18 protein-coding genes are annotated in these 24087 nt (G+C 67.3%); 11 read left to right on the top strand and 7 right to left on the bottom strand.

The window, feature by feature from the left end:
• Positions 1–9 precede the first annotated feature (9 nt).
• From QX039_RS19765 to QX039_RS19745, 5 genes are all read left to right on the top strand, one after another.
• Positions 10–1122: a CaiB/BaiF CoA-transferase family protein gene (locus QX039_RS19765; RefSeq protein WP_315734255.1), complete on the top strand. Its 1113-nt coding sequence runs from the start codon at positions 10–12 to the stop codon at positions 1120–1122.
• Between the two features lie 2 nt (positions 1123–1124).
• Positions 1125–1973 carry a MaoC family dehydratase N-terminal domain-containing protein gene (locus QX039_RS19760; RefSeq protein WP_315771787.1) on the top strand — a complete coding sequence of 283 codons (849 nt, stop codon included), beginning with the start codon at positions 1125–1127 and terminating at the stop codon, positions 1971–1973.
• A 109-nt stretch (positions 1974–2082) separates the two neighbouring features.
• Positions 2083–3705, top strand: coding sequence for a benzoylformate decarboxylase (gene mdlC / locus QX039_RS19755; RefSeq protein ID WP_315771785.1), 1623 nt, complete (start codon positions 2083–2085; stop codon positions 3703–3705).
• 33 nt (positions 3706–3738) lie between these two features.
• Positions 3739–4029 carry a hypothetical protein gene (locus QX039_RS19750; RefSeq protein WP_315771783.1) on the top strand — a complete coding sequence of 97 codons (291 nt, stop codon included), beginning with the start codon at positions 3739–3741 and terminating at the stop codon, positions 4027–4029.
• 4 nt (positions 4030–4033) lie between these two features.
• Positions 4034–5839, top strand: a complete 1806-nt coding sequence (locus QX039_RS19745; protein ID WP_315771781.1) for a hypothetical protein — start codon at positions 4034–4036, stop codon at positions 5837–5839.
• 431 nt (positions 5840–6270) lie between these two features.
• On the opposite strand, the gene QX039_RS19740 is transcribed toward QX039_RS19745, so the two are convergent.
• Both QX039_RS19740 and QX039_RS19735 read right to left on the bottom strand, forming a co-directional pair.
• Positions 6271–7971, bottom strand: a complete 1701-nt coding sequence (locus QX039_RS19740; protein WP_315771779.1) for an outer membrane beta-barrel protein — start codon at positions 7969–7971, stop codon at positions 6271–6273.
• A gap of 422 nt (positions 7972–8393) precedes the next feature.
• A complete protein-coding gene (locus tag QX039_RS19735) occupies positions 8394–9191 on the bottom strand; it encodes an SDR family NAD(P)-dependent oxidoreductase (protein ID WP_315734267.1) in 798 nt (265 codons plus the stop codon).
• Between the two features lie 86 nt (positions 9192–9277).
• Between QX039_RS19735 and QX039_RS19730 the strand changes: the two genes are divergently transcribed.
• Positions 9278–9751 carry a MarR family winged helix-turn-helix transcriptional regulator gene (locus QX039_RS19730; RefSeq protein ID WP_315734268.1) on the top strand — a complete coding sequence of 158 codons (474 nt, stop codon included), beginning with the start codon at positions 9278–9280 and terminating at the stop codon, positions 9749–9751.
• A gap of 786 nt (positions 9752–10537) precedes the next feature.
• Here the strand turns inward: QX039_RS19730 and QX039_RS19725 are convergent.
• Entirely contained in the window at positions 10538–11329 is a 792-nt protein-coding gene (locus QX039_RS19725) for an SDR family oxidoreductase (RefSeq protein WP_315734269.1), read from the bottom strand.
• A 24-nt stretch (positions 11330–11353) separates the two neighbouring features.
• On the bottom strand, positions 11354–12049 hold the full coding sequence (gene trhA, locus QX039_RS19720; RefSeq protein WP_315759485.1) for a PAQR family membrane homeostasis protein TrhA: 696 nt from the start codon (positions 12047–12049) through the stop codon (positions 11354–11356).
• 191 nt (positions 12050–12240) lie between these two features.
• Here trhA and QX039_RS19715 point away from each other — a divergent pair, with 191 nt between their 5' ends.
• Together QX039_RS19715 and QX039_RS19710 are read left to right on the top strand one after the other, a co-directional pair.
• Positions 12241–13704: a YcjX family protein gene (locus tag QX039_RS19715; protein ID WP_315771777.1), complete on the top strand. Its 1464-nt coding sequence runs from the start codon at positions 12241–12243 to the stop codon at positions 13702–13704.
• Positions 13701–14729 (top strand): TIGR01620 family protein, encoded by a 1029-nt coding sequence (locus QX039_RS19710; protein WP_315771776.1) that lies wholly within the window; start codon positions 13701–13703, stop codon positions 14727–14729. Before QX039_RS19715 ends, QX039_RS19710 begins: the two co-directional genes overlap by 4 nt.
• Positions 14730–14732: 3 nt before the next feature.
• On the opposite strand, the gene QX039_RS19705 is transcribed toward QX039_RS19710, so the two are convergent.
• Positions 14733–16238, bottom strand: a complete 1506-nt coding sequence (locus QX039_RS19705) for a glycosyltransferase family 39 protein (protein ID WP_315771775.1) — start codon at positions 16236–16238, stop codon at positions 14733–14735.
• A 224-nt stretch (positions 16239–16462) separates the two neighbouring features.
• On the opposite strand from QX039_RS19705, the gene QX039_RS19700 reads away from it, so the two are divergent.
• The 3 genes from QX039_RS19700 (at position 16463) to QX039_RS19690 (ending at position 20105) form a co-directional block, all read left to right on the top strand.
• The gene (locus tag QX039_RS19700) at positions 16463–18190 is read left to right on the top strand and encodes an adenylate/guanylate cyclase domain-containing protein (RefSeq protein ID WP_315734278.1); all 1728 of its coding nucleotides are present in this window, start codon (positions 16463–16465) and stop codon (positions 18188–18190) included.
• 253 nt (positions 18191–18443) lie between these two features.
• On the top strand, positions 18444–18644 hold the full coding sequence (locus tag QX039_RS19695) for a cold-shock protein (protein ID WP_315734280.1): 201 nt from the start codon (positions 18444–18446) through the stop codon (positions 18642–18644).
• Between the two features lie 252 nt (positions 18645–18896).
• Positions 18897–20105 (top strand): CoA transferase, encoded by a 1209-nt coding sequence (locus QX039_RS19690; RefSeq protein WP_315734282.1) that lies wholly within the window; start codon positions 18897–18899, stop codon positions 20103–20105.
• A gap of 1 nt (position 20106) precedes the next feature.
• Here the strand turns inward: QX039_RS19690 and QX039_RS19685 are convergent, their stop codons facing one another.
• Positions 20107–21681 (bottom strand): hypothetical protein, encoded by a 1575-nt coding sequence (locus QX039_RS19685; RefSeq protein ID WP_409998859.1) that lies wholly within the window; start codon positions 21679–21681, stop codon positions 20107–20109.
• A 127-nt stretch (positions 21682–21808) separates the two neighbouring features.
• Positions 21809–23746, bottom strand: coding sequence for a hypothetical protein (locus tag QX039_RS19680; protein WP_315734284.1), 1938 nt, complete (start codon positions 23744–23746; stop codon positions 21809–21811).
• Positions 23747–24087: the final 341 nt, after the last annotated feature.

Genomic DNA, 24087 nt, shown 5'->3' with positions numbered 1-24087 from the left:
GGTCCTGCCATGCTGCCGCTTGAAGGGATCATTGTCGTCGCCGTCGAGCAGGCGGTGGCCGCGCCGTTCTGCTCGTCGCGTCTCGCCGATGCCGGCGCTCACGTGATCAAGATCGAGCGGCCCGAGGGCGATTTCGCCCGAGGCTACGACGCCGCCGCCAAGGGCCAGAGCAGCTACTTCGTCTGGCTCAACCGCGGCAAGGACTCCGTCATCGTCGACCTTTCAAAACCGGAAGGTCGCGCCGAGCTGGAGAAGCTGATCGCCGGCGCCGACGTTCTCTTGCAGAACCTCAAGCCCGGCTCGATGGACAAAATGGGCTTCGCCCGCGAGCGGCTGCGCCAGGACTATCCGAAGCTGATCTGCTGCACCATCACCGGCTACGGCGACTCCGGTCCCTATGCCGACCGCAAGGCTTATGACCTGCTGATCCAGGCCGAGAGCGGACTGGCCTCGATCACCGGCGGGCCGGATGGCCCCTCGCGCGTCGGCATGTCGATCGTCGATGTCGCGACCGGCGCGACGGCCCATGCCGCGATCCTCGAGGCGCTGATCAGGCGCAGCCGCACCGGCGAAGGCGCCGATATCAGGATCTCGATGTTCGACGTGATGGCCGACTGGCTCACGGTGCCCCTGCTCAACGCGGAAGCCGGCCATGCGCCAAAGCGCATCGGCCTCGCCCATCCCTCGATCGCGCCCTACGGCGTGTTCACCTCGAAGGACGGCAAGGACATCCTGATCTCGATCCAGAGCGAGCGCGAGTGGAAGACGCTGTGCGCCAAGGTGCTGGACCAGCCGGCCCTGCCCGACGACCCGCGCTTCGCCAACATGGTCGAACGCGTGCGCAATCGTGCGCTGACCGACGGCATCGTCGCCGAGCGCTTCGCGGCATTGTCGCGCGACGCGCTGCTGGCCAAGCTCGCCGCGGCCGACATCGCCTTCGCCGAGGTCAACAGCATGGCGGATCTCGCGGTCCATCCGCATCTGCGGCGCATCGAGGTGGACACGCCGAACGGCGTCGTCAGCTATCCCGCGCCGGCGGCGATCGTGGTCGGCGAGGACAGGCATTACGGCGCCGTGCCCGCGATCGGCGAGGCCGCTTCGCCCCATCAGCGCAAGGGATGATCATGACGGACACGCTCGATCTCGACCATCTCCGGCAATGGGTCGGCCGCAGCGCCGAGGCGACCGACATCGTCACCGCGCAGCTCACCAAGGGCCTGCGCGCGACGCTGTTCCAGGACATCGGCGAGCCGACAACCGGCGACATCGCGCCCTACACGGTGCATTGGTGCCTGGGCCAGCCCGTGTTTCCGCACGATCAGCTCGGCCCCGACGGCCATCCCACCCGCGGCGGCTTCCTGCCGCCGGTACCCTTGCCGCGCCGCATGTGGGCGGGCGGCGAGGTGCAGTTCATCGATCCCTTGCGCGTCGGCGATGTCGCCACCCGCGTCTCGACGATCTCAGACGTCACCCTGAAGAGCGGTTCGACCGGCCAGCTCTGCTTCGTCGCCGTCGAGCACGTCGTGACCACGCCGCGCGGTGTCGCGATCCGCGAGCGCCAGGACATCGTCTATCGCGACATGGGCGGGGCGCAGGCTGCGCCGGCAAAAGCGCCGCCGCCTCCACCGGTCGCGCAGCACAGCGAGACGCGTGTCTCCGATGCCGTGCTGCTGTTTCGCTATTCCGCCCTGACCTTCAACGGCCATCGCATCCATTACGACCGCGACTACGTCACCAAGGTCGAGGGCTATCCCGGACTGATCTTCCACGGACCTTTGCAGGCCGCGCTGCTGGTCGAGTTCGCCGCCAGCCTCAAGGGCAAGCCGCCGGCCAAGTTCGCCTATCGCGGCGTGCAGCCTTTGTTCGAGGGCAGCGCGTTCTCGGTGAATGCGAATGACAAGGATGCCGGCCTGGAGCTGTGGACCGCCAACGCCGAGCGCCAGCCGACGATGAAGGGCACCGCGAATTGGTGAAGTCGGTCTCGTCATTGCGAGCGAAGCGAAGCAATCCAGAGTTCCACCCGCGACTCTGGATTGCTTCGTCGCTTCGCTCCTCGCAATGACGGTCATTCGAGGAAACGCCGTGCCAAAAACCACAAGAACAACAACCAAACCGGTCACCGTCAAGCAGGCCACGTTCGAACTGCTGCGCGCGTTCGGCATCAAAAAAGTCTTCGGCAATCCCGGCTCGACCGAGCTGCCCTTCCTCAGCGACTGGCCCGATGACATCGACTACGTGCTCGGCCTGCAGGAGGCCTCGGTGGTCGGCATGGCCGACGGCTATGCCCAGGCGACGCGCAATGCCGGCTTCGTCAATCTGCATTCGGCGGCCGGCGTCGGCAACGCGCTCGGCAACATCTACACCGCGCATCGCAACCAGACGCCGCTGGTGATCACCGCCGGTCAGCAGGCGCGCTCGATCCTGCCGCTGCAGGCCTTTCTCTATGCCGAACGCCCGTCCGAATTCCCGCGCCCTTACGTCAAATACAGCGTCGAGCCGGCGCGGCCCGAGGACGTGCCGGGCGCGATCGCCCGCGCCTACTACACCGCGATGCAGCCGCCTTGCGGGCCGACCTTCGTCTCGATCCCGATCGACGACTGGATGCATCCGGCGCAGCCGATCACCGCGCGCAAGGTGAGCCGCGAGCTCGGCTCCGATCGCGCCGCCATGGACGAACTGGTGAACGCACTGGCCGCCGCGAAGAATCCCGCGCTCGTGGTCGGCCCCGGCATCGACCGCGCCGGCTGCGTCGAACTGATGGTCGAGGTCGCCGAGAAGGCCAAGGCCGCGGTCTGGGTCAGCCCGTTCTCGGCGCGCTGCTCGTTTCCCGAGCGCCATCCGCAATTCCAGGGCTTTCTGCACGCCTCGCCCGGACAATTGTCCGACGCCCTGAAGCCGCACGACCTCGTCGTCGTGTTCGGCGCCCCGGTGTTCACCTTCCATGTCGAGGGCCATGCCGCGATCTTCGACGGCGCCACCACGCTCTATCAGATCACCGACGATGCCGAAGGCGCCGCCGTGCCGCCGATCGGCACCAGCATCATTGCCACCATGCGGCCGGCGCTGGAGGTGTTGCTGGAGTTGCTGCCGGAGACCAGGCGCGCGGCGCCGAAGGGCCGCGTGCTGCCGGCCGCGCCGAAGCCGGCCGATCCGATCCCGGTCGACTATCTCCTGCATACGCTGGCGCAGGCGCTTCCGGCGGGCAGCGCCGTGGTCGAGGAGATCCCCTCGCATCGGCCGCTGATGCACAAGTACATGCCGATGCCCGGCGCGGATTCGTTCTACACGATGGCGAGCGGCGGACTCGGCTACAGCCTGCCGGCGGCGGTCGGCATGGCGCTGGGGCGCAACGCGGGCCGCACGGTGTGCCTGATCGGCGACGGCTCGGCGATGTATTCGCTGCAGGCGCTGTGGACCGCCACGCAGCGCAGGCTGCCGCTGACGGTCGTCGTCATCAACAATTCCGGCTATGGCGCGATGCGCTCGTTCAGCCAGGTCATGCAGGTGCGCAACGTACCCGGGCTCGAGCTGCCCGGCCTCGATTTCGTCAAGCTCGCGGAAGGCATGGGCTGCGATGCAGTGCGCGTGAGCCATGCCGCCGAGCTCGCCAGTGCGCTGACGCGAGCCCTCGCACATGCCGGCACGAGCCTCGTCGAGGTGATGGTCGACGCCGCGGTCCCGCTGCTCTACGCGCAAAGAGGCTGATCCGCCGTTCGCACAGCGGACGACTTGTCAATCATGACATATGCGACAATGCGTCGCATCTTCAATGGCGGCAGCATGGCTCGCCGCGAAATGCTCATCGGCCCGCCGCAACCGTGCAACCGGCATACCGACGGCAACCGCTTGTTTCAAAAGCTTTCTGTTCCCCTGCGCCATCTCGTCGCGGCTGGCTCGCCGCAAACATCGCGAAATCCTGCCGTCAGCTTGCAGGCAGACGCCTTGCTGCTTGCAAGGTCCGACCATGCTGCAAGCCAAAATCATTTTCAAAAGGTTCCATCATCCAATCCAGCGTACCAAGGGAGTTGAGCTGATGGCGGACAAGAAGAACCTTCAAACCGCAGCGTCGAGGACCGATCTCTATCGCCATGTCAGCGTGCTGGCCCTGATGACCGCCCTGACGATGACGGCGCTGCCGCATCAGGCCAATGCGCAGGCCATGACCACCGCCCTTGCCACTTCGGCCACCACCAACGCCGCCGCGAAGGCGGCGCAGGATGCGGCGGCGAAGGCCGCAGCCGCGGCCGCTGCCAAAGCGGCGCAGGACGCCGCTGCCAAGGCTGCGGCGAAGGCGGCGAGCGATGCCGCTGCAAAGGCGGCAGCTAACGCCGCTGCAAAGGCTGCAACCAACGCCGCCGCCAAGGCCGCAGCCGACGCCGCTTCAAAGGCCGCCGCCAACGCCGCCGCAAAGGCCGCGACCAGCGCCGCCGCCAAGGCGGCCACCACGGCCGCAGCAACGGCAGCCGCCACCGCAGTGAGCACGGCAGCCAAGACCGCCGCCGCAACGCCGACGGCCACGGTTGCGACGGCCAGCACCGCGGCCAAGCCCGTCGCGGCCACCACTACGGCGGCCAGCACAGCCAAGCCCGCCGCGGCCGCCACCGCGGCAACGACGACGACTGGCACGGCCAAGACTGCAACCGCGACCACCACGGGCACGAGCACGAGCGCTGCCAAGCCGGCCGCGGCCGCCGCAGCGGCGGCAACCACCACTGTCGCCCTCGCAAAGGCCACCGCCACGCCTGCCGCCGCAGCAACCCCGGCCAAGGCGGCTGCCGCGGCGTCGAGCAGCACCGATGCCGTCGCCAAGGCCAACGCGGCGGCCGCGGCCGCCGCGCAGACCGCCGCCGCCGCCGAGGCGCAGGTCGCCGCCGACCGCAAGGCGATCGATGTCGCGCGTCAGGCCGAGCAGAACGCACGAGGCGCCGCGATCGAGGCCCAGGAGCAGGCCGAGAAGAACCCAACCGCGGCCAACCAGGCGGCGGCGACGGCGAATGCCGCGAAGCTGACGGCCGCTTCGGCCGCGCTGCAGAGCGCCTTCCAGAAGCTCGACAAGGACATCGACGTCTCCAACGAGGCCAAGGAAGCCGCCAACGCCGCCAAGGACACGGCGCGCGAGACCGCCGAGGCCGCCGCGAAGGCGGCCCAGCAGGCCGGCCAAGCCGCCGGCAACGCCAACAATGGTGGCAACGCCAACAATGGCGGCAATGCCAACAATGGCGGAGCGGCGGCCGGCAACGGCGGCAACAACAACAATAACAACAACCAGCAGAACCAGGCGGCCCAGGAAGCCGCCGAGCAGGCCGCGCTGCAGGCGGCGTTGAAGACCGGCGAGCAGGCCCGCGCGGTCGCCCAGCAGAAGACCCAGGCCGCGCAGGCGGCTGCGACCCAGAACCAGAAGACGGTCGAGGCCGCGCTAAACCAGAAGATCGGCACGATCGATGCGACGGTGGAAGCGGCCGAGCAGAAGGTGAACGCCGACCGGCAGGCCCTGGAACAGGCGCGTCAGGCGGCACAGCAGGCCAAGCAGGATGCGCAGGAGGCCGCCGAGGTCCTCGAGCGTGCCAACAATGCGGCCAACCAGGCCGCGCTGGCGGCGGCCCAGGCCAAGGCGCAGACCACCGCCAACGCCTTCAACCAGGCCAATGCGACGCTGAACGCCGACAACCAGGCCCTGACCCAGGCGCGCGAAACCGGCGAGCAGCAGGAGGGGGCGCTGCGCGCGGCGGCTCAACAGCAGATCCAGGCCGGCTACACCGCCGCTCAGCAGGCGACCCAGGCCGCCTGGGCCGAGGCGCAGCAGATCGGCAACGCTGCGCTGGCCGCGCTCGAGCAGTAACGCGATTGCGGTCCGCGTCGCCGACCGGCAGCGCGGACCCGCTCATAACAACAAGACCATCACCAGCCACATGCCGAACCGATCGGGGACGGCGCACGCGTCGGCGACCTGACCTCACCCCGCCGCGTGAGACGCGCCCCGGTCCCCCCCCCCACCGCCCGGCATGCCATGCCTTGAGCCCCGCCCCCCTGCGGGGCTTTTTTTGTGCGCGACCGAGCGATCATGTCGCGGCCATCCTTCGAGCGCCGGTATCGGAGCCAGACCTCATGGTGAGGAGCGCCGCTCTTCGGCGCGTTCAGGCGATGCTCTGCATCGCCCTGAGAACCATGAGGCCCGGAAGGGCGCCGCCATGGGAAGGCCATCTGCAATAGCCCTGCGGGTCGGCGGTGATATTGGCGACGACGGTCAGCCAAACGGCCCCCATCACACGCTCAGTACTGGACACGCACGCCGACGACGCCGACCACCGCCATGAAATTGTTGAGCGCGATGTTGGAGCGGGTCCATTCGGTGCGGACCTCGCTCTTCAACTGAACGTTGCGGTTCATCTTGTAGGTGCCGCCGGCGGCGACGAACATGCGCTGGTCGACGCGGCCGATGCCGACGAACTGATCCTGGCCGTAGCCGCCGCGCAGCGTTCCGATCAGCCACGGCTCGAACTGATGATCCATCTGCAGGATCACGTCGCGGGACAGGATGCCCGAGACGTTCATCGCCGGCGTCTCCGAGGCCTGCGAGCGCGCCACCAGCACGAAGGTCGTGGTGTCGGTCGCGGCCCATGCGAGCGTCGCATCCGCGATCACGCCGCTGACGTTCGGCATCAGCGGCGAGTCCATGCGGCGCGTGAGATAGCCGACCGAGGCTTCGCCGGTCAGCGATCCCATGTTGACGACGGCGCCGCCACGCGCGGTGATGCCGCTGGAATCGCGGCGCTGGCCGTTGAAGTCGACCTGCAGATCGTGGTTGCGCCGATCGAAGCTCATGTCGACGAACGGCGAGATGTTCGGCGTCAGCACATAGGTGACGCGGACCTGCGCGCCCGGCTGGGTGTAGTTGCGGTCCTGCGTCCGCAGCGGCACGTTGGCCGTGATGACAGCATCGTTGAAGACGACCCGGTCCGCCGATCCCTTGAACGCGATCTCGGTCGGACCGATCTTCTGCAGCACGCCGGCGCTGCCGCCGAAGCTGGTGGCCCGCGGCAGCTTGAGCGCGCCCGGAAGCGTCAAGGCGTCGTTGACGAAACGCGCCTCGCCGGTGACGGCCGTGCCCTCGGTGACGTCGTAACGCCCTTGCGCCCGCGCCTCGAAGGTCGGATGGCTGATGGAGCGGACGTTGGTGTCCTCGGTGTAGGCGCCGCGGAAATCCGCGTTGAGCTGATGCCGCTCCCACTGTGAGCGGACCGCGACCTCCGTTGCCACGATTGCGACCGGCGAGCCCTGCCCGCCGTTTCGCCGGGTGGGATTGGTGTCATAGCCGGCCTGGATCTCGACGGCCGGCTTCACCAGGAACGACCCGACCGTCATCCCCGTCGGATCGTAGGGCTTCGCATCGGCGGTCACCGGTTGCGGCTTCACCGTGTTCAGATTGCGATCGGGAAGAACGTCGCGGTTGCGCAGCACGGCCGCGGGCTGGGCGGCTGCCACGGTCTCGTCCGGCTTGGCCGGCGGCGCCCCGGCGGCTGCAGCGGGCTTTGCCGCGATCTGCCGTGCGGCCGGTTGCGGCGCGGCGCGTTGAGCGTCTCGCGCCGACTCGGCCGTGGCCACGCGCGCGCCACGGGCTGGCTGAACCGCCGCGAATCCAAATCCGAAGCTGCCGACCGGAGCGCCGGGCTTGCCTGGCGCGGCCAGCGACGGCGCGCCGGCCTCCCGCACCGGACGCAACAATGCGCTCACGCCACGCGGGTCCTGGCGCATCATCAGCGTCCGGCTGTCGTTGGTGATCCGCGGAACGTTGTAGTAGATGCTGCGCGCCGTCACGTGACGGAAGAACAGCCGATCGGCGCGTCCCGGGACGACGTCCGTCGGCTTGGCCTTGATGGTCTGCTGTCCGGACGCGGCATCCACCACCATCACGGTCAAGAGCAGCACCTCGACGAGCGCGAGCGTGACCCCGCGGTGGGATCGCGTCACCATGAGCCGCTTGGTCCGCACCGCGAACGCGCCGGTCTTTTGTCGTGAATGAGCCTGCAAAGCAATGCCGGAGAGTATGCCAATATCACGCGACGACGTCAGGTCGGGGCGCCGCCGCAACGATTACGCAGCGCATGCTCGCGACGAGCTCCCCTTGCCTTGCAGATAGCCGGCAAACGTCGGCGGAAGTTTTGCCGAGCTGGGACGATTTCAGGCGAGATTGAGAGGTGTTCGCAATGAACCGCCGCGAAGCGGCGCCGCGGCATCTCCGCGTTCGCAGACAGCACTAATTAGTTGAAACGAGGACGATCGTTGCGCGGCTTCGCCAAAGTCGGCGAAATTCGGACTTCGGCATGATGTCGTTTCGACGATCATTCGCCCGAGACCGGCTTCGGCGATCGCGGGTCTTGCGCCGTTGCCGCCGTTCAGGAAGCCAAGAAGCCGCCATCGGCCGCCAGAACGTGGCCGACGACGTAGGACGACGCGTCCGACAACAACCACAGCACGGCCTCGGCGATGTCCTCAGGCTGCCCCATCCGGCGCAGCGGCAGGCCGGCGGCGACGGTCGCGACGTCGCCGACACCGGCGCGCAGCATCATGTCGGTGACGACACGTCCGGGCGCAATCGCGTTGATCCGGACGCCGCGCGGTGCCGCCTCCATCGCGGCCGATCGCGTCAGCGAAATGACGGCGGCTTTCGAGGCCGAATAGAGCGCAAGCCCCGCATTCGGATTGCGCACGCCGCTGACGGAGGCGTTGATCACGATGCGTCCCCGGCCGCGCGCATACATGATCGGCAACTGCGCGCGCAGGCACAGAAAAACCGAGCGCACATTGGCGTCGAACACGTCCGCATAGACGCCGTTGCCCTGCTGCTCGATCGGCGCTCGGCGCTCCTGGACACCGGCATTGTTGAAGGCCGCATCCAACCGGCCGTAGCGCTCCAGCACTGCCTGTACCAGGCTCGCCACATCGTCCTCGCGCGTGACGTCGGCTTTCACCGCGAGGGCCTCGGCCCCGAGCGCCCGGCATCGTGCCGCCGTATCGGCCAGCTCGGCCTCGCGCCGCCCGGCGACGACGACCGCCTCCGCGCCGTCGGCGGCGAGCTTCAAGGCGGCGGCGCGGCCGATGCCGGAGCCGCCCCCGGTGACGAGGCAGACCTGCCCCTGCATGCGCGACGCCGCGGTCAAGCGTGCCTCGGCCGTGAGCTGCGTATCACCCATCTCCGACCCTCCGGCGATATGGCGTCGTCGATGCCACGTTGCATCGGCTATTTGTTGTATGATACAACTATATGGCAGGAGTCAAGATGCCGGATCCCGATCTCACGCTCGTCGACGACATCCGCGCCGCCTCGCGCCTGATGGTGCGCGAGCTCGGCTTCATGGAATCGACGCTGGCCGCCACCGACCTTCCGCCGTCGGCGGTCCACACCATCCTGGAGATCGGCCTGCGCGGCCCGCTGACCGCGATGCAGCTCGGCACGATCCTGCATCTCGAGAAATCCAGCATCAGCCGCATGGTCCGCAAGCTGATCGACAGCGGCGAGTTGCAGGAGACAATCGATTCCGGCGACGCCCGCATCAAGCCGCTCTGCCTCACCGCGAAGGGACGGAAGACGCTCGGCACGTTGCACGCCTTCGGCCGCCAACAGGTTCGCGGCGCCCTGTCGTCGCTGTCGAAAGCCGAGCAGCGCACGGTGTGCGAGGGCCTGTTGCTGTACGCCCGCGCGCTCGAAGCCTGGCGCGCGGCAGAGCAGGACATGCAGCCGTCGGAGCCATGAGCGCGCCCGACGGGCAGATTGCGCATACGCACCATGACGAAACTGCCCGTCGTGTTGAAATGCCGCAGCATGCGGCCTTGCGTCGTCGGGCAAATCAGGACGATCTTTCCGCGCATCCCGCCTCACCACGGAGGGGCGTTGCGCGCGATCGTCACGACACGCGAGGCGGGATGCGATGGCCGTGGCCATGCCGCAGCGTAGCTTGCTACGCGGACGAACGGCGTGGCCGCGGACGTGAAGTCGCAGCGTCCTGACACCCCGATGCTGGTGTTACGTTCGCGATGGCGCTGATGCGCCGCGCGGACAATGGTGGCCAACAGCCCGGCGCACCAGGGAGACTGCGTATAAGCGTGAAGACCATCGCGCAGGGAATGCCGGTGATCGGCTGCACCTGTGGTACCTGCCGCCTGCATTTTTTGCTGCAGGCGGGCCATGGGTGAGGCCTTCACCCGGCATTCCCTGCGCCCTCCCATGTGTTGGAGGGTCGTGTCGACCGAACCACTCGGGCGTGATCCGCCGCGAGGCCGTAAGGTCGTGTCAGAAGCTGTTTGAGATGTGAATCGGGCGAGCCTGAGCGACACTGCCGTAGGGTGGGCAAAGCAGCCGCCCGCAGGGCGGTCGCGTGCCCACCGTCGATCTCCGCACGCGGAGCAAATGGTGGGCACGGCGCGCGAGGGAGCGCGGCATGATGCACACAGTATCGCCCGCGCGCCTTTGCCCACCCTACACGCTTAAAATTCGCAAGCTTATGCGCGGTGCAAGTGAATGCGCCCTCTCCCCTTGGACCTACTTAAATTCCTCGCGCATCTTCGCCTGGATCTTGGCCATGCCGCCGAGCCAGCGGTCGTAGTTCTCGGTCTTCTTGCGCATGTAGCCGAGCACCTGCGGATGCGGCAGGATCAGGAAGCTCTCCTCGGCAAGGCCCTTCAGCACGTCCTGCGCGACCTGCTCCGGCGTCAGATCGCCGTCGCCGGATTGCGGGCCCTTCGGGATCGCGCGCAGCATGTCGGTGTCGACGCCCTGCGGACACAGGATCGAGACCTTGATGTTGTCAGCCTTGTGCGAGATCGCGAGGTTCTCGGCAAATCCCACCGCGGCATGCTTGGTGGTGGAGTAAGGCGCGCTGCCAACCTGCGACAACAGGCCGGCCGCCGAGATCGTGTTGAGGAAATAGCCGCCGCCGCGCGCCTTGTAGCGCGGGATCAGATGCCGCGCCGCATAGACATGAGCCATCACGTGGATGGCCCAACTGCGCGCCCACGGCTCGTCGGAGGTGCCGCCGGCATTCACCGACAACGGGTCGAAGCCGCCGCCGATGCCGGCATTGGAGCAGAACAGCGCAATGGGTCCGAACTGCCGCTCGGTCTCCTCGATCACGTGCCGGATGTCGGCTTCCTGGGAGACGTCGCATCTGAAGGCTGCGCCGCCGATGCCATCAGCGACGGCCTTGGCTCCGGCTTCGTCGAGATCGGCCACGATCACCTTGGCGGCACCGGCCTTCGCAAAGGCCTCGCACAGCGCCTTGCCGATGCCGCGGGCTCCGCCGGTGACCACAACAATCTTGCCGGTCACCTGCATGCAAAGCCCTCCTCGTGGAATTTTCTAGGTCAAGACCAGATCAAGCACCGCGGTATAGTGAAAGCCGGCGCCCAGCAACACGAAACCATGCCAGATCGCGTTCTGGAAGCGCAAGCGCCGCCACGAGTGGAAGATGACGCCGAGGCTGTAGAGGATGCCGCCGGTGAGCACGCAGGCCAGGACCGAGGCCGGCATCACCGAGATCACCCGGTCGTACATCATCACGCCGCTCCAGCCGAGCGCGAGATACAGGCCGATCGAGAGCGCATCGAAGCGCCCGGGCCAACGCAGCTTCAGCACGATGCCGAAGATGGCGACGCCCCAGACACCGAGCAGCAGCGCGGCCGAGAATACCGTATCCTTCAGGGCGGCGATGAACGGCGTATAGGTGGCTGCGATCAGCACGTAGATGGCGGAGTGGTCGAAGCGGCGCAGCACCCATTTGGTCGGCGACACCGGCCACAGATTATACGTTGCCGACAGCGTCAGCATCGAGAGCAGTCCGGCGACATAGATCGACACCACCACGATGTCGACGGCGCTGGCATAGATCGAGGTCAGCACGACGAGCACGGTTGCGGCGACCAGCCCGGCGGCGATGCCGACGACGTGGACGACGCCGTCCGCGATCATCTCGACCTTGTCGTAGTTCCAACGCATCGCGCCGGTAGCGGCATGGACGGAGGTCGAGGCGAACTGCTTCAGTTGAAATACGGTCATGTCAGAACCTGGTGCCGGTTTTCCGGGACAATTGTGCCGGAAGGATTATGGTTTCCAGTGGTCAACGTTCCGTTCAAAGTCTGGTTCTATCCGGAAACGGGCCGGAATTGTGAGCTTGAATCCGGCGTTTTGCATCGCCACCTGTCAAAAATCGCTCACGCCCTTTTCAACTGCGAATTCCCCCTCCTCCCATGGTGACCTTTTCCGAACTCGTCGAGGAAGCGCGGCTCTCGGCCCGTGCCCTGCTCGATTATGGCGAGAGCTTCCTCAACCCGACCATCCGCCTCGGCGTCACCGGGCTGTCACGGGCCGGCAAGACCGTGTTCATCACCGCGCTGATCCACGACCTCGTTCGCGGCGGGCGCATGCCGGTGTTCGAGGCCTTGGCATCGGGCCGCATCGCCCGCGCCTATCTGACGCCGCAACCCGACGACGGCGTGCCGCGCTTTGCCTACGAGAGTCATTTGCGGGCGCTGGTCACCGAGCGGCGCTGGCCGAGTTCGACCGTCGACATCAGCGAGCTCAGGCTGGTGATCGAATTCCAGCGCGCCAACGGCGCCGAGCGGACGCTCACGCTCGACATCGTCGACTATCCCGGCGAATGGCTGCTCGACCTGCCGCTGCTGAACAAGAGCTATGAGCAGTGGGCGCAAGAAAGCCTCGCGCTGTCGCGCAGCGAGCCGCGCGCCCATGTCGCCAAGGACTGGCACGCGCATCTGGCGACGCTCGTCCCCGAGGGCCAGGAGGACGAGCCGGCGACCCTGGAGGCGGCGCGGCTGTTCACCGAATATCTGCGCGCCTGCCGCGACGAGCGCTTCGCCATGAGCCTGCTGCCGCCCGGCCGCTTCCTGATGCCGGGCAATCTCGCGGGCTCGCCGGCGCTCACCTTCGCGCCCCTCGGCGTGCCGGCCGAGGGCCAGCCGCCGAGCGGATCGCTGTGGGCGATGATGGCGCGGCGCTACGAGTCCTACAAGGACATCGTGGTGCGGCCGTTCTTCCGCGACCACTTCGCCCGACTCGACCGCCAGATCGTGCTGGTCGACGCGCTGGCGGCGTTCAATGCCGGCCCCGAGGCGCTGCATGATCTCGAGGCCGCGCTGACCGGCATTCTCGATTGCTTCCGCGTCGGGCGCGGAAACATGCTGACGGCGCTGTTCCGGCCGCGCATCGATCGCATCCTGTTCGCGGCCACCAAGGCCGACCATCTGCATCACACCAGCCACGACCGGCTCGAAGCGGTGCTGCGGCGTGCCGTCAACCATGCCGTCGCGCGCGCCGAGAGCACAGGCGCTGCGATCGACGTCGTGGCGCTGGCCGCGGTCAGGGCGACGCGCGAGGCGCTGGTCGCCCGCGGCCGCGACAAGCTCCCCTCGCTGCTCGGCACCCCGGCGGCCGGCGAGAGCGCCAATGGCGAGATCTTCGACGGCAACACCGAGGTTGCCACTTTTCCGGGCGAGCTGCCGGCCGACGCCGAGGAGCTGTTCAAGGGCGGCGCCTATCGCGGCCTGTCGAGCGCCGCCGCCGACGGGACCGATTTCCGCTTTCTTCGCTTCCGCCCGCCTTTGCTGACCCCAGATGCTGGCGCCGAGCCCGCTTTGCCCCATATCCGCATGGACCGCGCCCTTCAGTTCCTGATCGGAGACCGGCTGCAATGAGCGAACGCGCCAAGCCACGTCGTCCCCAGACCTTCCGGCTCGACGATCCCGACGTCGTCGTGGTCGATGCCGAGGAGGCCACCCGGCCGGGCCGCGGCACCATCCAGATCACGCCGGAGGCCGATCCGGCGCAACTGCCGGTGCAGGTCGAGACCATACTGCCGGCGCGGCGCGGCTTTGGCTGGGGCGCGCTTTTTTGGGGCTCGGTCGCCGGCCTCGTCCTGCTCGGCCTCGGCCTCGGCGTCGTCAGACTGATCGAGGATCTGTTCGCCCGCAGCGAAGCCCTCGGCTATGTCGGCGCGGGGTTCGCGGCCGCAGCCGCGATTGCATTGGCGGCCGTCGTTGCCCGTGAGACCTACGGGCTGGTGCGGCTCGCCACCATCGAGAAGCTGCATCAGCGCGCGGCCGCGGTGCTGCTGTCCGACGATCGCGCCGAGAGCCGCGAAGTCGTCGTCGAGCTGCTGCGGATCGCACATGCCAATCCCCGGCTGGCGCGGCCACGTGCCGCGCTCGCCGGCCACGCCGACGACATCATCGACGGCGGTGACATGATCAAGCTCGCCGAGCGCGAGCTGATGGCGCCGCTCGACATCGAGGCACGGCGGCTGGTGTCGGTCGCGGCGCAACGGGTCTCTGTGGTCACGGCGGTCAGTCCGCGCGCGCTGATCGACGTGCTGTTCGTCTTCGTGGCAAGCTTGCGGATGATCCGGCAACTCGCGCGGCTCTATGGCGGCCGTCCCGGGGCGCTCGGCATGATCAGCCTGTTGCGCCACGTCGTCGCGCATCTCGCCATCACCGGCGGCATGGCCGCGAGCGACAGCCTGATCCAGCAGGTGCTGGGCCATGGCATCGCGGCAAAACTTTCGCAGCGGCTCGGCGAAGGCGTGCTCAACGGACTGCTCACGGCGCGGCTCGGCCTCGCGGCCATCGACGTGACGCGGCCGATGCCGTTCGCCGCGCTGCCGCGGCCGGCGCTGGCCGATCTCGCCAAGGATCTCCTGCGCAAGCAGGAGGACCAGGAATGAAGCTCAGGCCCGCGGCGTGTGATCGGGGTCACCGGCGAGCCAGCGCCATGGGTACAATGGCGAATCCGGTGGCGGCGCCAGCTCCGGCGTCCAGCCCGTCAGCTTGCCGAACGCGTAAGTGTCCATGACACGGCCGCGCCAGCTCCGCTCGACATGTCCGAGCGGCTCGCGGTGCGCGGTCGTGTCCGCCAGCAGCGGGCCGGCATTGTCCGGCTCGCGCACGACATAGAGGCCGGCATGTCCTGCGATCAGGTCCATGCCGGGATCACGGAAGCCGATGAAGCGGGCACGCTCGTTGATCTGGACCACCGGCACGCGGCTGCGAAAGAACCACCGCATCATTGCGTAGGTGCGGTAGTCGGAGGTTGCGATCCAGGTGGCACCGGTCTTTGCCAGCTCCTGCTCGACGCGCGCCGCGACCTGCTGATAGCCCGCCTCGGCGCCGATCGGATCGGCTCGTCCGAGGAAATTCCAGGGCGCTGCGACGTAGTAGAGGAAGATCAGGACCACCATGGCAATGCCGCTGACGACGGCGATGCGCGCCCAGCGCACGGTCGATCGGACGAACCAGGCGGGCGCGCCGTCCTGCGGCATCTTGACGATGTTGATCGCGACCGCCGCAAACCCGATCGGCCACATGAACATCGGCCAGGTGTCACCGATCCGCAAAGTGAGCGACTTCCAGAGGAAGTAGAGGAACGGCACCAGCACCGCCGTCGACAGCAGAATCGCGACCGGCTCACGCGTGCGACAGCCGCGCCAAGCCGTGAGCGTCAGCGCCGACAGCGTGACCGGCAGCAGGACGAAGCCGACCTGTCCGAATTGCAGTCCGATGTAATCGCCCAGCGTCCGCAACGAAAAATCATGCGGCGCCGTGGCGCGAACGAACTGGAAGCGGAACGAGGCCCAGTCGTGCTGAACGTTCCAGATCAGCACCGGCGAGAACACGGCAAGCGCGATCAGCGCCGCGCACCAGGGATAGGGGCTGGCAAGCCAACGGCTGCGCCAGGCCGGAACGAGCAGGAACGCCGCCACGCCCGGCAGCAGCATGACCACCGTGAATTTGGACAACAGCGCCAGTCCACCGAACAGGCCGGCCGCGAGCCACCAGCGGCCATCGTCGCTCTCGGCGAGGCGCACCAGCGCCCAGATCATCGCGAGTGCAAACGGGATCGCCGCGACGTCCGGCGCCACCTTGGCCATCAGCAGGCCATAGTAGAGCGCCGCCTCGGGCAGCAGCACCGCGAGGATCACGGCCCGCATATCGTGAGTGGTACGGCGAACGATGTCGGCGAGCAGGAGCTGCGTCACCGCCATCGCGAGGATGCCGGCAAAGCGAACGCCGAGATTGGTGTCGCCGAACAGGGCAGTGCCCAGCCGGATGAACCAGGCGATCATGGGCGGATGATCGAGGAAGCAGAGCTGCAGCTCCTTCGACCAGGTCCAGTAATAGGCCTCGTCGGTGCGCAGATCGAGCGTAGCGGCATAGACGACGCGGAAGATCGTCATGCTTGCGATCACGGTCGCAGCCATCAGCCACGCAGCGCGCGTGGACCGAGACTTTGGGCTGTCGATGCCTGGGGAAATGGCCGTCACGCGGTGCTTTTCCCCGACTCCGCCGGGCGAGTCAACGTTCGCGCGCAGCTCGCGCCGCCGGATGACCGCCGCCACCAGCCCTCTAGGACAACAGGGAATAAATCTCTAGCATTGCGGCTCCAGATCATACGGACCACATGACCATTTCGATTTACCATCGTTTGCAGTCCGCCTGTCGCGGCATCGGTGTGCGGCAGGTGCGGCTGATCTGCGGCTTCATACTCTTCAGCTACCTGCTCAGTCATTTTCTCAACCATGCGCTCGGCAACATCTCGCTGCAGGCGCTCGCCGAGGGCGTGTCCTATCATGTGGCGTTCTGGCAGTTTCTTCCGATCGCCGTGCTGTTCTATGCGGCCGCTCTTACCCATGGCGGGCTCGGCGTGTGGGCGCTTTATCAGCGCCGGCAATTCAGCCGCAGCACGATGGAGCCGCTGCAACTGCTGCTCGGCCTGAGCATTCCGGCGCTGATCTTCAGCCACATCGCCGGCGTCCGCATCGGACAGACCCTGTACGGACAGGAGAAGCTGTACCCGCAGGTTTTGTACTCGTATTGGACCGGCCCGTCCTGGCGGATCTGGTTGATGTCGGCAGCCCTGCTGACGTCATGGGCGCATGGCTGCATCGGGCTGCACTTCTGGCTGCGGCTCAAGCCGTTCTACAAGCGCGCGGCGCCGTGGCTGCTCGCCTGCGCCGTGCTGCTCCCGGCGCTGGCGCTGCTCGGCTTCTACCGTGGAGGTCGAGACGTCATCGCCGCCAACGCAACACCGCAGTGGCGTGCCGAAAATCTTTCATTGAAGCAGACCGGCACGCCATCTGAACAGGCGGTGCTGGAGACCATCATGAACGGCTTTCTGGTCGGCTATGGCGGCCTGATCGGCTTGGCGCTCGCCGCGCGCGGCGTGCGAGCAGTCCATGAGCGACGTGGCGGCATGGTCACGCTGTCCTACAACAATGGCCGCTCCATCCGGGTGCCAAAGGGTTTGTCCGTGCTCGAGGCCAGTCTGCGCAACAACGTACCGCATGCCAGCATGTGCGGCGGCCGCGCGCGCTGCTCGACCTGCCGCATCAGGGTGATCGGAGATCCCGGCGCGCTGCCGCCCCCCTCGCCTCGCGAGGCCTTCGTGCTCGCGCAGATCGGCGCGGCGGACCCGTCGGTCAGGCTGGCCTGTCAGTTGCGCCCCACTGACGATCTCTCATTCTTTCAACTGTTCATGCCGAACCCGACACCCGGCGAGCGCGGCAGCTCGCGTGCCGGAATCGGGCAGGAGCGCTACCTCGTCAGCCTGTTCGTCGACATGCGCGGATCGACCGGCCTCGCTGAGAAACGGCTGCCGTTCGACGTGGTGTTCATCGTCAACCGCTTCCTCAGCGCCGTCTCCCAGGCCGTGCTGGCGAATGGCGGGCAGCCCAATCAGTTCGTCGGCGACGGTATGCTCGCGCTGTTCGGACTAGCCGCCGATTCACATGTCGCCTGCGGCCAGGCAATCCAGGCAGCGCGTGACATCGCGGCCAACATCGCCGAGCTGAACGCGTTCCTCAGCCATGATCTGCATGAGCCGATCCGCTTCGGCATCGGCATTCACGGCGGCGAGGTGATCGTCGGCGAGATCGGCTATCGCGACCACATGGTGTTCACCGCGCTGGGCGACGCCGTCAACGTCGCATCACGACTGCAGGACATGACGAAGATCCTCGGCTGCCAGGTGATCATCTCGGACGAGGTCTACGCGCGGGCGCGACTCGCCTCCGACATGCTGCCGCAACGCGAGGTCGAGATTCGCGGCCGCGCCGAGCCGATGCGCGTCAGGACGGCCATGGATGCCGCCGAACTCGCTATGCTCTCGGACGAAGGGGCCGCGGCATGACGCGTTGCGTTGAACCTGTTTGCAGCCTGCGCTGTCATACCGAGAACGGTTGCAGCGGGTCCGCGGTGACTGGCGGAACGGTGGCGCTACGGTCAAAAGCCGCAAAGCCGCCACGATATCGATCATTTCGGGCCAAAACCGCCCGCGGTTTGCGCTATCACGCCTGTCGCAACCGCAGTAGTCTTGAATTCCGGGCCTGACGGTTTGCGGGGACCGCCGGCTCGTACTCGGATTGGTCCCGCGGAGGCGACGTATGGCTAAAGGTACGGTCAAGTGGTTCAACCCGACCAAGGGCTATGGCTTCATCCAGCCCGCGGCCGGGGGCAAGGACATTTTCGTTCACATCTCCGCAGTGCAGAAGGCCGGGCTGACGACCCTCAACGAGGGCCAGACGATCGAGTACGACGAGATCGCCAACCGCGGCAGGAGTTCGGCCGAGAACCTGAAAGTGTAGTGGACCAATTGGCGCGCCATTCCGCCTCGCGGCTTTTCGGCGCGATCGTTTCCCTCACCAAGCCAGCATGATTGTCGACACGTCGAAATAGACAGGAGCGGTGCCCGCTCCTGATCACATCTTTACGTTTGTTTGTAGTTTCGGCTCCCTCCCCGCCATTGCCTCGCTCGCCCGACCTGGGTCAAATGCGCCTCGAACCGCGCCGTCAGCAGAATTCCAGCGCGCGGAAACAAGCGACGGGAGCGACGCATCATGGACGACAAGGGCATTTTCCATGGCCTGAAGGTGCTGGACTGCGCGAGCTTCATCGCGGCCCCTGCAGCCGCCACCGTTCTTTCCGATTTCGGCGCTGACGTCATCAAGATCGAGCCGCCCGGCGCCGGCGATCCCTACCGCAACCTGCCGAACCTGCCGGGCTATCCGCGCAGCGAGCATAACTACGCGTGGTATCTCGAAGCCCGCAACAAGCGGAGCCTCGCGCTCGATCTTTCGAAATCCGAAGCTCAAGCCGTGCTGCAGCGGCTGGTGAGTGAAGCCGATGTCTTCATCACCAACTTCCCGCCGTCGGTCCGCGCCAAGCTCGGCCTCACCCACGAAAAGCTGGCGCCGCTCAATCCGCGGCTGATCTATGCGTCGTTCACCGGGTATGGCGAGAAGGGCGAGGAAGCCGACAAACCCGGCTTCGACAGCAATGCCTATTGGGCGCGCTCCGGACTGATGGACCTGGTCCGCGCCGACGAGAGCACGACACCCGCCCGCTCCGTCGCCGGGATGGGCGACCACCCCTGCGCGATGGCGTTCTATGGCGCGATCGTCACGGCGCTGTACCAGCGCGAGAAGACCGGCAAGGGCTGCCATGTCGCCTCCAACCTGATGGCGAACGGGGTCTGGGCGGCCTCCGTGCTTGCTCAGGCCAAGCTTTGCGGCGCGACCTTCGTCGAGCGGCGGCCACGCGAACGCGCGCTGAACGCGGTCGCCAATCATTACAAGTGCCAGGACGGCCGCTGGATCATGCTGTCGCTCCTCAATGAGGAGAAGCAGTGGCCGATCCTCGCCCGTTGTCTCGGCCGAGAGGAGCTGATCGATGATCCGCGCTTCGTCACCAAGGCCGATCGCCACGCCCGCTCGGTCGAGCTGATCCACGAATTCGACGTGGTGTTCGCGACCAGACCGTTGGCCGAATGGCGCCGGGTCCTCGACGGCAGCGGGCTCGTGTTCGGGGTGGTCGGAATTCTCGACGACATTCCAAACGACAGGCAGATGATCGAGAACGAGGTGCTGGTGCCGTTCGAGAACGACACCATGCTGACCGTCAACAGCCCGATTTTCATCGACGGCCAGCGCAAGGTCACCCCGCGCAAGCCGCCCGGCATAGGCCAGCACAGCGACGAGATCCTGCGCAGCGCCGGCTTCGACGACGAGACCATCCGCGACCTGCGCGCGCGCGGCGCGGTGGCCTGAGCTAGCGGGTCGCGATGAAGCACATGCCGAACCGCGTCGCCGGGCCGGTCTGACAGGACAGGTTCGCGGCGCAGGTCCAGGTCGAGAAGCTCTTGTCATTGTCCGCGGCCGCGGCGTGGCTCGCGTAGCAATGCCCGCCCCAGCCGTCGTTGTAGACCGTGCCGACGAGCTCATCGCTGCCGCGCAGCTGCGGGCGGCTGGCGAAGCCGCGCGAGAAATCCGGAGTCCGCCCCTCGGCAAAGGCGTTGAGGATGTCGCGCCGGCGGACCTGGTCGCCGAAGAAGTGCGGCGAGCCCGGCACCACGACGGTGTTGGACGGCTTCTCCGCCATCCAGTCGACGCCGGGAAAGTGAAAGCCGCCGATGCCGCGGGTCTGATGGCAGCCGCCGCAGCTCGAATCGTTGAGGCGGCGCTCGAAGCCCGCGACCGACCGGATGTTCTGCAGCACGATGCCCTGCGCGGCCGCCTTCTCCAGCGCACCGACCACGTCGGCCTCGGTGAACACCGCGCCCTGCCCGGCCGCGCTCCCCTGCACCAGCCCGTAGGCCGGCAGCAGATCGGAATTGACGAATCCGACCGGGGTCGGCGCCACCGCAACCTTGGCCAGGAACTGCTCGGGGATCACCGCGGTGCCGCGGTCGAGCTCGCCGAGATGGACCGGGTCGAGCAGCCAGGCCTTGAACTCGCGCGCCAGAGCGGCATCCGCCAGCAGCCGGTCGCGATCGACCTGATCCTCCAGCACCGCCTCCTCGAACGTCCCGCTCGCGGCCTGATAGTCGAACACCTTCATCATGTAGTCGGTGCGGAAATCGCGGATCGCCGATTTCGGCGCATGCGCGATCTGCAGGTTGGTCTCGATGCGGTGGATGTTCTCGGGCCTGATCAGCGCCAGCGGGCCGTCCGGCGCCGTCAGCTTCGCGGCAAGCTCCGGGCCGGTCAGTTGCAGATCGGACATCGCCAGCCAGCGCTTGGCGATCTCGGCACAGCTCGGCGAATTGCTCTTGGCCTCCGCATCGCTGCGCGCCTTGAGCACGATGTTGAGCGTCATCGGCAGCCGCGGCGAGGCGACCTCGCCATCTTTGGCCTCGGGCGGCGTGGTCCGCGTCAGGCGGTACAGCAGCCGCACCTCGCCGCAATGGTCGGGATCGACGAAGGCGCGATCCATGCGATTGACGACGCCGGCCAGCACGAAGCGGGCATCGGACGAATCGAGCATGGTGCGGTCGAACAGCTGGAACGCGTAGGACGTGCCGACGCCAATGCTCTCGTTCGGCAGCGTGGTCTTGTGCTTGTCGACATAGCGGTCGAACTCCGCGTCGAGCGCCTTGCGCACGGGAATCATCGACGGCAGCGCAAACAATGCCGCGTCGGTCAGCGGCGCATCGCTCGCGCGCGCAAGCATCTTCCCAAGGCCGAACGCGCCGTTGTCGAGCTCACGCAGCGCGAACGGCTCGAGGATGGCGGCGCCGCGCTCGATCGGCGCGCTCTCGTCCGCATGAGCGAGCTGGCCGCAGCACAGCATGACAAGGCCGAATACCGACAGTCGCAAGACGCGCCTCCTCGCTTCCACGAACATGCAATTGAGGGCCTGCTAGTCCTCGAAGATAGCCGAAAGGCGGGCGGCTTCGGACAATTGTGCGACGAGGCGCCTCACGTCGCGGTGAGGCGCCTCGTCAGATTTGTCTCCAAAAACAGATGGTCCGTCAGCGCGCGACGACAAGCCCCTTGGTGGTGACGACCACCCAGCGACCGTCCTGCTTGCGGATCGCGTCGACCTTGCCGAGGCCCGGCACGGGATCGCCGGCATAGACCTCGTAGAGGCCACCGCGGCCCTCGATCAGCGCGCCACCACGACCGACGTCGCGCAGCACCCAGCCCTCGACGACCTTGGGCTTGGTGGCCTCCGCGCGGCTCGGCTCGGGGCGAGCGGTCTCCGCCCTCGCCGGCTCGGCCCGGCTCGCCTCTGCCCTTGCTGCTTCGGTCCTGGCTGCCTCGGTGGTCCTGGCCGCGTCGGCCCGGCTCGCCACGCCCGCGGGCGGCGCCGCCGCATTGATCGCGCCCACCGCCTGCGGCACGGACGCGGCGCTGTCTCGCGCGGGGGCCTGCGCGGTCGCGGACGCCTGCGCGGCGCGCAGCCGGTCCACGGCCTCGCTCAGACGCTGCAGCTCGCTCGGCTTGGCCGACGATTTCGTCGACAGGTCACCCAGGATCTTCTCGAGCCGGTCGAGACGCTCGGCGGACTTGTTGAGCTCGACGAGGCTGGTCTGATTGGTCTGGTCGAGGCTCGCCTTCAGCGCGGCGACATCATTGTCGATCCGCGCCACGGTCGCGCCAAGCGTGGAGTCTGTAGCCTCGCCTGCCGCCGCATCGGCCACGTCACCGCCGCCGGAGCGCGTGACGAACTTGGCCGTGACCAGACCACCGGCAACGCCGCCGACAATCATCGACAGCAGCAGGATCGCAGCCATGGCCGGCAGGCCGAGCCTGCCGTTCACGGCATGCGGCGGCGGGGCCTGGCCCGGCTGCGGAGGCGGCAGCGCCGCTCCGGCAGCGGTCGCGCTGGCCGCCGTTGCGGCAGCGGCCGCCGGCTTGGACGCCGCATTGAACTTGAAAGGCTCGGTCTTGAACTTCGCTTTGGCCCAGGCCGCGGCCTTGTCGACCGCGGCAAAAGCACCCGCCCTGGTCGCCGGTCCGGCATCCGCCTGGACTGGCGTGACCGGGCGCGTCGCGGACACCTCGGGTTTGGCCGCGGATGCCTGCTTGGCAACGGGCTCCGACTTGGCCTCCGACTTGGCGACAGTCTCTGGCCTGGCAACAGTCTCCGGCTTGGCAGCCGGCTCTGGCCGGACGACGGCTTCTGTCTTGGTGGCAGCCACGGACTTGATCGGCGCGTCCGGCTTGATGGCCGTCTCCGGCTTCGGCGCAGCCGCCGCCATCGGGCCGACTTTCGGCGCATTGGCCGCGAGCATCGACAGCTTCGGTGTCTCGACCTTGAGGAGCTCACCGGCCGCAGCCGTCTTGATCGGCTCCGACTTGACCGGCTCCGTCCTGATCAGATCCAGGATCGTCGAGGGAGATCTCGCAGCACTCGAGCTCGCTGCGGCTTCGACTTTGCCCGTCGCCGCAAGGTTGCCCCCCGCCGCCTGGGCCTTGGTCAGCTCGGGCTTGACCTTGTCGGATTTGCCCTTGTCGGACTTGACCAGGTCGAGCCGCGCGGGCTCTGGTTTGGCTCGCTCCGGCTTCGCCGCTTGGATCTTGGCGGGCTCGATCTTTTCCGGCTCGGCCGTAAGGGCTTCGACCTTGACCTGTTCGGGCTTGACCGGCTTGACGCTGATCGTCCCGATCTCGGTGTCGGCCGTCATCTCGGTCTTGATCTCAGACTTGTTGGCCTCGGCCTGCGGCTCGGGCGCGGTCACCGCTTCCACGATCGCCGCCTTGGGGTCAATGCCCGGACGGTCAGCCGCAGGCGCTTCGTGATCCGGCGCGATCATGGGCGGGGCGACGGTCGCGATCGCAGGCACGGCCAGGTCGACTGCATCGGGGAACGCGGATGTCTTCGGCATCAGGTCGACACTCGCACTGGCCATGCCAGTCGTATCGGCCACGCCAAGGCTGGCCCGTTCGGGCTTTTGGTCGCTCACGTTCAGAGTCTCCGCATGACGTTGAGCACTTGGTAACCTTAGTTAGCGTTCGATTGATTGCCAAAATCTTACTTTTGGAAGGCTTACCTGAGTTTTAGGGATTCATACTGGGCGGATTTGCGCCAACAAAGTGGAGCAGATGTGGCGGGCGGTGCCCGAATATTCAGCTCTGGGCGGCATCGCCCGGTGTCAGCAGGCTCCGATCGGCTCGCGGCGCAGCGCGGTCGACGCGGAGACGAACGGAGCCGCTCTCGCGGCGCGATTGCGCCCGAGCTTTGACGATCATTCCCTCCTCATTAGTCGGAGGGCGCAGGGAAGGCCGGGTGCCGACTGGCACCCGG

This window comes from Bradyrhizobium sp. SZCCHNR1043, from assembly GCF_032489675.1.
Lineage (GTDB): Bacteria > Pseudomonadota > Alphaproteobacteria > Rhizobiales > Xanthobacteraceae > Bradyrhizobium.
This window is presented reverse-complemented; position numbering and strand designations above follow the sequence as displayed.